Origin of the sequence: Dyadobacter endophyticus, from assembly GCF_014641595.1 — a bacterium.
GTDB classification, from domain to species: Bacteria; Bacteroidota; Bacteroidia; order Cytophagales; family Spirosomataceae; genus Dyadobacter; species Dyadobacter endophyticus.
The window spans coordinates 2,575,606-2,587,427 of record NZ_BMIA01000001.1; the positions used below are offsets into that span (position 1 = coordinate 2,575,606).

The following is an 11,822-nucleotide window of genomic DNA, read 5'->3' on the forward strand; positions in this document are numbered from 1 at the left end:
TCTTTAAAAATATCCTCTTAAAGCAAAGTTGCATCACCGAAACCTTCGCTCAGGCTGACAGCGATGATGCAAATTCGCTCCCTTTCATACAACCACTATCAATTATAATTCGGATTCTGCGTCAAAGCCGGGTTGCGCTGTAACTCTGTCCGCGGTATCGGGTAAAAATACAGCGCGGGAATCCAGGTACGTTTCTGGACCGTAGACGATTGATAAGTAAATGTACCGTCGGCCTGTTTGGTGATGATCACGCCCAATGCATCCTTTGAGCCCGTCTCGGCAATACCCCACCGCCGGATATCGAAATACCGGTGGCCTTCAAAGCAAAGTTCGATGCGGCGCTCCTGCCGGATTTTGTCCATCAATGCCTGCCCGGAAGCAATCACGGCCGGCATACCTGCCTTTTGAGCACGCAATTTGTTCAGATAAGTGAGCGCCTCGCCATCCTCGCCTAGCGCGGCACAGGCTTCCATATAGTTCAGGTAAATTTCCGACAGCCTGAAACCGACCCATTGCGATGCCGCATAGTCCTGCTTTTGCCAGTCGACGGACTCATCCACCATTTTGCGGATCACATAGCGGGTCTTGGAAGCGTTCCATGGCGAATACGGGCTTTGCGGCGAATCGTCCCCGCCTTCAAAAAACTGCGTCGTGCGGCCTTTGAATAGCTGATTATTAGCCAGGATCGTCGCATAAAACCTTGGATCACGGTTGGCATAGGGACTTTTGGCATGCACCGGGTTAGTCCAGCTGAAAGGCGTCCCGTCGGACATTTCAAATGCGTCCACCATTTGCTGCACTACATTATAGGCGCTATACCCTTCATAACCATTCGGGCTGAGGTCGCGGCTTACGGTATTGTACCGGTCGGCACGGGCCAGACCGCTGTAAACCCTGGCAAAAATCACTTCCGGGTTGAAAAAATCCAGATAGGTCTTATTGTAGGTTCCATTACCGGCATTGCCGTACAGCGCATACGAAGCTCCTTTAAAATCGATCACCGCTTTGGCGGCTTCCTTGGCCAGCTGCCACAGCTTTTTGTCTCCTGATGTATTGAAATAAGGGCTGGCCGCGTACAGCAGCAAACGGGATTTGAGGGCAAGCGCCGCCCCTATCGTGGCCCGGCCTTTGTCGAGGTCGTTCGCATAAGCGGCAGGAAGCAACTTCGTCGCCTGCTCGATGTCGGCCAGGATGAAGTTCTGCGTCTCGGTCCAGGTCGCGCGCTTTTCGTTGAAATCCTTGTCGTTGACGTCGTAAACTTTGGTGATCAGCGGCACGCCGCCAAATCGTTTCAACAGTTCAAAGTAAGCCAATGCTCTCAAAAAATGAACTTCACCCCGCATGGTGCGCACTACCTGCCCATTGGCGACGGTGTCCAGCCTGCCGGCGTTACTCAGAAATACATTACATTTCCGGACAGAAGCATACAGATCTCCCCAGCGGTTGAGCGAAGAAGCAGTTTGGTTATCGGCCGTGGCTTCGCCCTGCACGTAACTGTTTTCGTTGGTCCAGTTGAAGTTACCGTACAATTCGTCGGTCTGCGCGCCCCAGCCGAAGCCGCCGTCTTTGTATGCCATTACTGTCTGATCATAAATCCCGTTTACATATACCTGGACCAGGTTCGGATCTGTCCATACGTCGGATTCGGAATAGGCATTCAGCGGTTTCAGGTCGAGCACATCTTTGCAGGAGCTGACCAACAACATGCCAGTCGCAAGGGCAATGCCTGCGAACAGCGTTTTATGATTGATTTGTGGTTTCATCGGATAAAGAGTAAGGATTAGAAGCTGATGTTGGCGCCCAGGTTCACGACGCGCTGCTGTGGATAGTAGTAGCCCGAGTTGTTAGGGATCTCAGGATCAAAAGATGGCCCGAATTGATCGATCGAGAACAGGTTACTGCCATTGATGTAGATCCGCGCGCTATGCATTTTGGCCTTTTTCAGCAAGCCGGAAGGCACCGTGAAGCCCAGCTCTACGTTTTTCAGCCGAACAAATGCCGCATTGCGAAGCCAGAAATCCGACGTCAGCGTATTCACCCCTCTCGATGCGCCGGTAGGGCCATTGAAATTGCGCGGAAACTGATTATCACCCTCTTTTTGCCAGCGCCCGTCGAAAAACTCCCTCGCCATATTCAGCCCGGCAGGTGCCAGGTACGACTGCGCCCTGGCCTGGCCCTGAACAAACAGCGAGAGGTCCAGGTTACGCCATGAAAAGCCCAGTGAAGTACCATAGATGAGTTCGGGCGTCCGGACCGACGATTTCCTCACCTGATCCAGACCACTGATGGTCCCGTCGCCATTGATGTCCTTGTAGCGGATGTCGCCGGGAGCCGTGTTGGCCGGGTGTGGACTGCCGTCGATCTCGGCCTGGTTCTGGTAAATGCCGTCGGATTCGTACACGAGCCACGAATCGATAGGAATATCTGTTTTGCGTTGATAGGAAGGCACGCTGGCCGCCTCGTCCATGAAAATCACCTTGTTGCGGACGAAAGTTAGGTTGCCTCTGATATTGTATCCGAAGCTCGTCCCGATGGTGCCGTTGTAATAGGCTTCGAGCTCTATGCCCCGGTTCAATACTTTTCCGAGGTTCTGGTTGGGCAATGTCAGGCCCGTGTACGCGGGTACGGACTCGCTGCGCGTGATGAGGATGCCCGAGCGCATGGAACGGAAATAGTCGACGGTCAGACCCAGTTTGCCTTTGAGGAACTGTGCGTCGAGCGCCACGTCGGTGGTAGTGGCCACTTCCCAGGTAATGTCCTTGTTGGGGGTTGGGCCGGGTACCAGCGAGCTTACCTGCGAGGCATTCGGCCCGAGCGAATATCCGAAGCCTGTTCCAAGGAGGTAGGTCTGGATGTAGTTAAATGCCGAAACAGCATCGTTACCAGTCTTCCCCCACGATCCGCGCAGTTTCAGCTCGGTAATGCTTTTGGAATTAAAAAAATCCTCCTGTGAAATGCGCCATGCTGCCGAAACTGCCGGAAAAAAGCCGTAGCGCTTACCTTCCGGAAAGTTTTGCGAGCCGTCGTAGCGCATGTTGTAATCAAAAAGGTATTTGTTCTTGAAACCGTAGGAAGCACGGCCGATGAAGTTGTTGCGGCCCGTCTGGGCGGCAGTCGCATTGTTCTGCTGGCCGATCAGGCTGCCCGCCGAAAGCTGATCGAGCGAGTTGCTGAGAAAATTCAACCTGTATGCGCTGATCTCGTCGGCATTGCCTTCGAAACGCTCATATGCCGCGAAACCTTCGACAGAATGGTCGCCGAACCGGTTGTTATAGCCCAGCCGGATGTTCAGCAGGTTTTGTTTCAGCGTACCACGCAGTTCCGACAAGCTCGGTTTAATGGCCGAATTGATTTGCACATAATTACCCGTCGCGCCGTCATAACGGAAAGCGGGCGGAGGTGTTTTGGTAAATGCTTTCGTCTTCGAAAAAGTAACATCATAGGCATAATACCCGTCCACGAACACGCCGTTGGCCAATTTGGACAGGTCCCATTTGAAATAGGTCTTGGTTTGCAAAAAATCGTTGGTCGCACGGTTATAGCCAGCCTCGCCGCCGGTGATGTACACCATGCTGTTGTTAGGCCCGCCGCCGATGCCCGGTCCCACGAGACCGTTCGGATAAATGGGAACGAGGTACGGATACGCGAGCCACAGCTCCCGAAATATCGCCCCGGCATTGTAATTGCCCACGGCCGAGTTGCGGAATTCGTTGCGGTACAACACATCTACCCCGATTTTCAGGTTGTCCGTCACGGCAATATCCACGTTGGCGCGCGCCTGGGCCTGCTTGTAAAAAGCCGCGTCCCGCTTATAAATGCCGTCCTGCTTCTGGTACTGGCCCGAAAGGAAATAGGTAACCTTGTCCGTACCCCCGCGCAGGGAAATGACCTGGTTGTGCTGCAATGCCTGTTTTTTCATCGTCGCATCCCACCAGTTGGTACTCGGGAACGAGAGCGGGTCGGAGCCGTCGCGGAACTTTTGCAATGTCGCGTCGGGCCAGGTAGGTTTCTGGCCAATCATCTGGTCGTATTCGTTGGTAGCCAATGCGTATTCGTAGGAATTCAGCATTTGCGGTACGCGCGTCGCCTGCGTGAGCGACCAGTTGGTACCGATGGACAGCACCGGCTTGCCGGCCTGCCCGCGCTTGGTGGTGATCAGAATCACGCCATTGGCCGACCGTGCGCCGTAAATCGCCGCCGTGGCGTCCTTGATCACCGTAAACGACTCGATATCCGCCGGATTGAGCCGGGCAAAACCGCCCGAGCGATCGGGAATGCCGTCGATCACCACCAGTGCGCCGGTACTGCCGAGAGTAGCTTTCCCGCGGACGAATAACTCGGCATTGTCGTTACCCGGCTCGCCGCTCCGTGTGTTGGCGATCAGACCGGGTACGCGGCCGGCAATGGAGTTGGTGAGGTTACTGGCGGGCGATTTTTCCAGATCGGCGCCTTTGATCGTCGAAACCGAACCGGTAAGGTCCGCACGGGTTTTGGTCCCATAGCCAACTACCACCACCTCGTCGAGGGCTTTGGTGTCGGCTTCGAGCAGGACATCGAGCTTGCTTAGTTTGCCCACCTGTATTTCGCGGGGAATGTAGCCAATGTAGGAAAAGACGAGGACCGCATCGGCAGAAGGCACATTGATCGTAAAATTTCCGTCGGTATTGGTCGATGTGCCGCCATTGGCACCCTTGATGATCACACTTACGCCTACGAGCGGGCCGGATGCGTCCGTTACCCGGCCCGAAACCGGAACCTGGGACCTGACCGCCGGGGCGCCGATCAACAGCAGCAACACGGCCAGAAGCAGTGGAGAAAAGCGGGTAGAAAAAACCATGTTAAAGAGAGTTATAGGTGAAACGCGAGTCGTGTTCCGACCAGCCTCCGGATGCGGCCGAACACAACCATACGTCTAATTTTTTATCAAAAGAACACAATTTTTTTATTAACCTATACTATTCTATACTATTTTAAATAAAAATATTTTTTGAATTACCCTCCAACTGCCAATACATCATTTTATGGCTAAATAGCTATCAATAAGTATCATTATGACACTTTTAGAGGATTATATGGTAAAAATTAAAGCACTATACTATTCTATACTTTCACAAAACAAAAAGAGACAAGCCCGCTCACGACGCAGACTTGTCTCTTTCATTTTACGCGCCGTTACCGGCAGACGTACCCTATTCCACTACCAGCCAGGTGTAGCTCTCCGCAGGTATCTCCACTTTGTAATCTACCTCGTAGTTACGACCCACCTTGTAGGATTGCGCTACGCCTTCTTTTACCCGGATCTTCACCGATTGATCTTTGCCGGTGTAGTATAATGGCAATTTGATATTTCTGACCATTTTCTCGCTCGTTGGATTGTACAGCATCACCAATCCTTTCGCCGGCAACTCGGGGTTGACGTGCATAATGCCGTCCCAATCGCGGCCGTCGGCGCGGCGGAGGTGGATAACGTCGGAATTGAGGATGTCGCGGTACTTTTTATACCAGCTGATTACATTGCTCACGGTCTTTTTTGTCTCGTCGGTATCGTACAGTCTTGGGCCGCGGTAGCATGCCTGCACACCAGCGCCATAGTACTGCATCATCAGTTGCTCGTAGGCATCCAGGTGCTCCGACAGCGGTTCGAGCACCGCCTCCGGCCCGCCGCCCTGGTATTTGGTGAGCGGCACAAAACCCCATACCATCGACGGCGTTTCGTTCCAGGTCGCGTCGTAGATGTTTTGGCGGTTCAGGATTTTCTGCTGTTCGCGCGGGAGGGAAAAGTTCACCTCCCGGTAACCGAGGGCCACTTTGTTGGTGCCATCGAGGAAATACCAATCTGGCGCATTCACGTAAATACCATTTTCGGCACACCAGTGATAGAGGCCTTTTTGCAGCGCCATCTGCTTCCATTGCGAGTCAACCAGGCCCTCGTGGCCCGGATGTGACGTGGACGCACAAACGTCGCCCGGATAAGGCCCGTCGTTTTCAAAAATATCGAAACCCGTGTAGCTCATGAATTTTTTTAGCTTATCCAGGTAAGCCAGGCCCCATTTGCTCCCCATGCAGGGCGCGTTGCCGAAGAATGCGCCGCCGGTTTTACCCGTTTTTGGGTTAATGACGTCGTCCTCTTCGCTGATCTTCCGCGAGCTAAAAAGCGAATAGCTGCCGATCATGATCTTTTTACTGTGTGCATAGTCGGTCAGGTCCTTCCATTTTTTGAGGTTTTCGGGTGAAACATCCTCCATATTACAATGGCTTCCGAAGCTAAGGATCAGCGCTTCATAGCCCGTAGCCGCGCATTGGTCGATCGCCGTCCGTACCTGCTCGTCGTTTTTGCTTACCAGGTGCATGAAAATCGGGTTGACCGTCGTCCAGGGCGCGATGGTCCGGTACATTTTACGAATGGCCATCCCTTTGCGTTCGCGGTCGTAGCTATCCATCAGCAATTCGTACGTACGGATTGATTCCAGCTTTTCGCCCGCTTTAAGGCGCGTTCCCATAGCTACCTTCGGATGAACTTCGAGCAAACAGGGCGTCTGGTAATCGTAATTAACCTGCGAGGTGTAGCTTTTATCCACCTTCCAATGCGTCGCCTGGTCGCTGAGCGGGTAACGCATGGCATTGTTGAATGCGAAATTGTTTTCAATGTACAAACCATTGGGCTTAGCCATTTCTTCCGGCTTGCCTACTACCGCGCTTTCCTCTTCCGTCACGGCCAGGATCTCGTTCACAACCTGATCGACCGTCATATCGTTCTTGCTTCTGTTTTCGATCGTCACCCATTTGGATACCAGCGGAATGCCGTCGAAGATCGCGTAATGCACGTATACATCCACGCCCGCGAGCACGGGAAGCGACGAGCCGAAACGGAATGTTACCTCACTTCCGGTGGCATTTTTCTTGCTTCCTGCCCACATGGCGGTCTTCCATTTCAGGTAAGGCTCTATTTTCGAAATTTTCAGGTCGATGTAATGAAACGCACTGTCCGACACTTTCAGCTGATCGATCCACTGCGGCAGCAGGTACGCATTTTCTTTCTGCCCGTACAATCCGCCTACATTATAGGCGACGCCATTCACTACCACCCTCGCTTCGGGTTTCACCGCGCGGAGCAGTTGCTGGCCGTTGGTCAGGTTTTTGTATTCAATGCAAGCCAGGTCGGGTTTGAGCCGGAATGCCCTTTTCACCAGGCCATTGGACATGACGATATCGCCTGCTGATTGATCGATACGCGCTTTGGCGATGGTGGGTTTGACAAGCCAGTCGCTGTCCCCGCCGGCCGTTTGTGCGCGGGAGGAAAAACTGAGGAGGCCAAGTGCTAAAAGAAAGTATTTCATAAAAGGTAATTGGGAATTGATTAAGGGCGGTTTAAAAGGTTACTGGTTGTGGCGTTTTCCTGCCATAGGTTCTTCCAAGGTTTTTCAAAAATACTACTTCCCCTCGCAAAGTCGCACCGTTTCACGCCGGGTACTATTGGTAATGGGCCATAACAAATTCTTTTCGGCCGATTTTAAAGCAGATGACGGCACCAGCCGCTCGGCGAGCAAATAGCTTTCAAATCCTCCCTTCCCGTCATAGGAAATGGTGATACGCTGGCCTTTATACGGTCGCAGATCGAATGCCTGCATATTCCAGGCCCGCGCCTTTTCGCTGAGCATGCCCGCTCTGGCATAACCGGCAAATTGGTTGATGCCGGATTTCGAGCTCCTTCGCGGGGCTACCGTCGCTCCGTTTATTTGAATCACCGGAAGCTCCGGATAGCCGATCAGCAGCAGGTCACAGCGGTTACCCGTGTCGGTAGGTACGGTCAGCGTGGTTTCCCTCTTACCGTTTGCTTTGCTTATATTGTTCCAAACGATCTTACCCGCAGGCTTGACAGATCGCATTGGTTTCCCTTTCCCGAATGAAAAAGCCATGGTCGCATAGCCCGGCAGCTCGATCACTATCTTGCCGCCTGATTGGAACGCAGCAGGGTAAGCATCCTGATACGGGAACAGCACGGTTGCAGCATAGTTTTCTCCCTTTTTCTTGTAAAAACCCGTGCTTTCATCGAAAGGAATAATCAGTTTCTGTGTTTCCGCGCTGGGGTTACGGGCCACAAGAATGCCGTTTTGGTCATGCCAGCCTATATAGCCATAGGCCTGGCCTTCGTCGGGCCTGCCTCCCACGTACACCGTATTGTTGAGCGTTTCCCGGTTTTCCTTTGCCCAGCTATCTACGGTACAAAGCGCTTTCCATTCGTCGGGTTTTAGGGCGGAGGGCGTAATGTACCATTCTTTCAGCAGCGTACCCCGGCCGTAATGCATCAGCACGTGTTCCAGCCAGTCCTGCAAATCATCCTCCTTGCTTTCCATTCTGCCGTCGGAACTTTTGATGATCCCGTGGGTCATGAGGCGCGAGATGGGTACCAGCGGGCGGTCGGCGGCATTGCCCCACATGCGCCAGATGTACGTATCGCGGTCGGTGGAGGCCATGGCACGCGTTGAGATTTCCGGCCAGTTCCCATTGGTACCGTCGTCACCGGCGAGCATCCACAGGTAGTCACCGTACATCAGCCACCAGGGCGAAAACCAGACCCAGTTGGTGAGGTTTTGTAAAATATCCGGTTTTACTTTCCGTGTTGCCAGCAGTACTTCGATGGCCGCATCCAGGTTCGCTTCGTGCCCGTGCCTGTCGGTAGCCGGGTGCCCGTTCCCCTCGCCCGTGTCGCTCAGCTCGTTGAAATCGTGTTTATAGTAAACCGTCCCTGTTTCTCTCACGATATGTTGCACCTGCCGCAGCAGTTCGCGTTTGTAGGCCGGCGCCGACAGGCTGTAATATCGCCTGAATTGTTTAAAGTACGGGTTAGGAATAGCCTCACGGTAGCCGTTTTGCACTCCCCAGTCGATGTCATTGGTATAGCCGTTCAACGAAAGCCAGAATCCAAAGTCAACACCTTCCTTTTTGAGGTTGCCGGCGAGCTTTTTGACGTCCGCCCAGCCATTGGGGAAAAATTTTGGCAAAGGCTGCCAAACCGATTTTCTGTCTTGCCAGCCATCGTCGATTACCATGGCGTCGAGTTTCACGCCGTAGGGTTCCGTAGCGGTGCGGAATTCTTTATAAATATCGACCAACGCATTCCCGCTCAGGTCTTTCGCCCGTGGTTCGAACCAGTTGTTATAATGCAAAAACGACCGCGGTGCTTTCCATACCGTAGCCAGGTATTGTATGAATGCTTGATGGATCGACGAACCTGCCTGCGCAAATCCGAACACCGCTGTCTTGCTTTTGATACTGAAACGGACCGAGTCGGCGGTAGCGGCGTAACCCGGAAAATGCATCAGCCTGATCAAACCTGCCTTTCCGGCGGGCTCGATATCCCTTCCTTCAAGGTCGATGAAGCTGTAATTGCCTACTTTCTCATAATGCCTTGCATAATCGGCAGGCGTGTTGCCGTTGGTATGGCGGCTGTACCCGGCCGGATATTCGAGACCGGCAAACCATTTGTTGTCGATAAAAACAGGTTCTCCCCGCCCGCCCCCGGTGGCTGGCTTACTCACTTCGAAGCGCTCCACTTCCAGGCGATCGACCGCGGCCGGATGGCCGGACCCCGGCGATCCGGTCGCGGGATCGCCGGCCGCGGTACCCGCATAATCCAGTGCGAGGGCTTTACGGATATGCCGCTGGCCTTTAACTGTAAAATAGGTAATGAGCAGCTTTTCGGGCACGCCCGACTTGCCCGCTATCGCCGGTTTGGGCCGGTAAGCGATTCTGACAAAACTGGTATCAGCCGAATGCGAACTGACCGGCAGGCTGTCGGCAACGAAATCGCCTACTGTGAAGCCCTTCTCTGCTTGCATGGGCAGGATGTGAAACTCGTCGCTCCGGGTAGTCAATGCAGTTTTGCCGGAAGCGTCCGCAAACCGGACCGTTCGCCATACCTGCCCGTCATAAGACAACACACGCTGGATCTGGTCATTTCGGATAACCAGCTCCTGCGCGAACGATGTTGTGGTAAAGCAAACGAGTATTCCTGCGAGAATGCCTCTCTTCATGGGTTTAGGAAAATTTGGTAAAAGAAATAAGGTGTCCCGTTACGCAGCTTGCATTCCGGGACACCGGTTTCATCTTACATCCCTTCCAGCGGGTCGAAAGTGCCGTCGCCCCAGCCTTTGGTTTGTTTCAGATTAGCATTTCCCTGAATGGTAGCCGTGCTTAGCGGCAGGAAATACATGTTTTCATTGTAAACCATCGGCGCATTGTCGCGGTCATAAAGCGTATAGGTAAAACCGCCCGGCTTCGAAGCATCGGTGTTCAGGATCATCGCATGACGTTTGTCTTTGCCCGTCATTTTCAGGTGCATCAGCCGCCATCTGCGCAAATCCCACAACCTTTTCTGCTCGAATGCAAACTCGATGTACCGTTCGTCCTGGATAGCCTGCCGCATTTCCGATTGGCCCATGGAAGGGCTCAGCCCGTACAGCTTGCCTGCCAAAGATGCATCCCCAGGCGTCGTTTCATTGATGCCCGCGCGCTTGCGGATCTGTTTGAGCACGTCAAATGCCTCCGGCAGCTTGTTGAGTTCCATCGCCGCTTCGGCATAGTTCATCAGCACTTCGGCGTAGCGCATATCGATGTAATCCGTTCCGGAGATTTGCGAATTGGTAATGTCCAACGACTCGTCCACCGCCTTTCTTGAATAATAGCCGGTGAGGCTGCCATTCTGCTTGCCGTAGGAATAACCGTTGCCGGAAGCGTCGGCATTCAGCTCCATGGTTTTGCCAAGATAAGAAGCGCCATTGTACACGACTGTGGTGTAGAACCGGTTATCCCTGTTCTGCCAGCTTTTGGTCACATCGCCTGCATATTGAGGATCGTTCCAGGCGGTCTTTTTACCGCTCTTCAATGGGAACGCGTCCACCATTTCCTGCGTTGGGTGGCAGCCACCGGTTGCATTCGCCGTAAAGTCTATCGGCCGCACGGCCGCGTCGCGGCTCTGCGTGCGCCCGGCGGGGTTCAGGAAGCGGATCGCGAAGATTACTTCCTTATTCATCTCAGCCAGGAACAATGCCGCATTGCTGTAAGTATCCACCAGCCCGACTCCTTTGGAAGAAAGGTAAGTGATGGCCTCCTTATTAGCGTCGTAAGCCGCCTGCCAGTGCGCCGCGTTATTGGTAGGGTTGAACTGCGGACTGGCACGGAAAAGCAGCACGCGTCCTTTCATCGCCAGCGCTGCGCCTTTGGTAACGCGCCCCAGGTCTGCGGCCGGATACGATTCCGGCAATTCGCCTGCCGCAGTATTCAGTTCGGAAATCACAAAATCGAAACATTGCTTCGTCGAGCTACGCGGCACGAGCAGGTCGTCTTCGCGCTCCTGTGCGGTAATTACCAGCGGAACGCCGCCGTAGCGCTTGATCATTTCGAAATAAACGAATGCCCGGATAAACCGTACCTGCCCTTTCAGCGTCGTTTTGACGGCCTGGTCAATGGTGCTGGACGGTTTGTCGATCTCCCGCAGGAACAGGTTCATTTTGCGAATATCGGCATAAGGCCAGTAAGCCGGCCCTCCGTTATCGATGGTGGTGGTACCCGAAATCCAGATACTGCCCCGGGAGGCTTCGTCCGTCGCATCGGCAACGGCCACATCCCAGGAGGGCACCGACAGGTAAACATTGTTCACAAATGCCGTCGCCAGCGCGGGGTCCGTCCACACGTCCCGTTCGGTAATAGCCGACAGGTTCTTTTTGTCCAGCACATCCTCACAGGAAATCAGTCCGAGGGAGCTCGCCAGCATAACAGCGCACAGGTATTGATATGTTCTCTTTCTCATTTTTGTCTAATTC

5 protein-coding genes are annotated in these 11,822 nt (G+C 53.5%); all 5 read right to left on the minus strand.

The features are described from left to right. Window positions 1-98: 98 nt before the first annotated feature. The 5 genes from IEY24_RS10425 to IEY24_RS10445 all read right to left on the minus strand — a co-directional run bounded on the left by IEY24_RS10425 (window position 99) and on the right by IEY24_RS10445 (window position 11,809). Window positions 99-1,763 carry a RagB/SusD family nutrient uptake outer membrane protein gene (locus IEY24_RS10425; RefSeq protein WP_188931388.1) on the minus strand — a complete coding sequence of 555 codons (1,665 nt, stop codon included), beginning with the start codon at window positions 1,761-1,763 and terminating at the stop codon, window positions 99-101. Between the two features lie 17 nt (window positions 1,764-1,780). Beyond that, on the minus strand, window positions 1,781-4,837 hold the full coding sequence (locus IEY24_RS10430) for a SusC/RagA family TonB-linked outer membrane protein (protein WP_188931390.1): 3,057 nt from the start codon (window positions 4,835-4,837) through the stop codon (window positions 1,781-1,783). Window positions 4,838-5,189: 352 nt separating this feature from the next. Further along, window positions 5,190-7,337 (minus strand): alpha-galactosidase, encoded by a 2,148-nt coding sequence (locus IEY24_RS10435; protein ID WP_188931392.1) that lies wholly within the window; start codon window positions 7,335-7,337, stop codon window positions 5,190-5,192. A 93-nt stretch (window positions 7,338-7,430) separates the two neighbouring features. Further along, the gene (locus IEY24_RS10440; RefSeq protein WP_188931394.1) at window positions 7,431-10,034 is read right to left on the minus strand and encodes an alpha-amylase family protein; all 2,604 of its coding nucleotides are present in this window, start codon (window positions 10,032-10,034) and stop codon (window positions 7,431-7,433) included. A gap of 74 nt (window positions 10,035-10,108) precedes the next feature. Next, a complete protein-coding gene (locus tag IEY24_RS10445; protein ID WP_229221803.1) occupies window positions 10,109-11,809 on the minus strand; it encodes a RagB/SusD family nutrient uptake outer membrane protein in 1,701 nt (566 codons plus the stop codon). Window positions 11,810-11,822: the final 13 nt, after the last annotated feature.

Coding starts and splice junctions, on each gene's coding strand:
- IEY24_RS10425 (WP_188931388.1), bottom strand. CDS start 1,763: ATGAAACCACAAATCAATCATAAAACGCTGTTCGCAGGCATTGCCCTT.
- IEY24_RS10430 (WP_188931390.1), bottom strand. CDS start 4,837: ATGGTTTTTTCTACCCGCTTTTCTCCACTGCTTCTGGCCGTGTTGCTG.
- IEY24_RS10435 (WP_188931392.1), bottom strand. CDS start 7,337: ATGAAATACTTTCTTTTAGCACTTGGCCTCCTCAGTTTTTCCTCCCGC.
- IEY24_RS10440 (WP_188931394.1), bottom strand. CDS start 10,034: ATGAAGAGAGGCATTCTCGCAGGAATACTCGTTTGCTTTACCACAACA.
- IEY24_RS10445 (WP_229221803.1), bottom strand. CDS start 11,809: ATGAGAAAGAGAACATATCAATACCTGTGCGCTGTTATGCTGGCGAGC.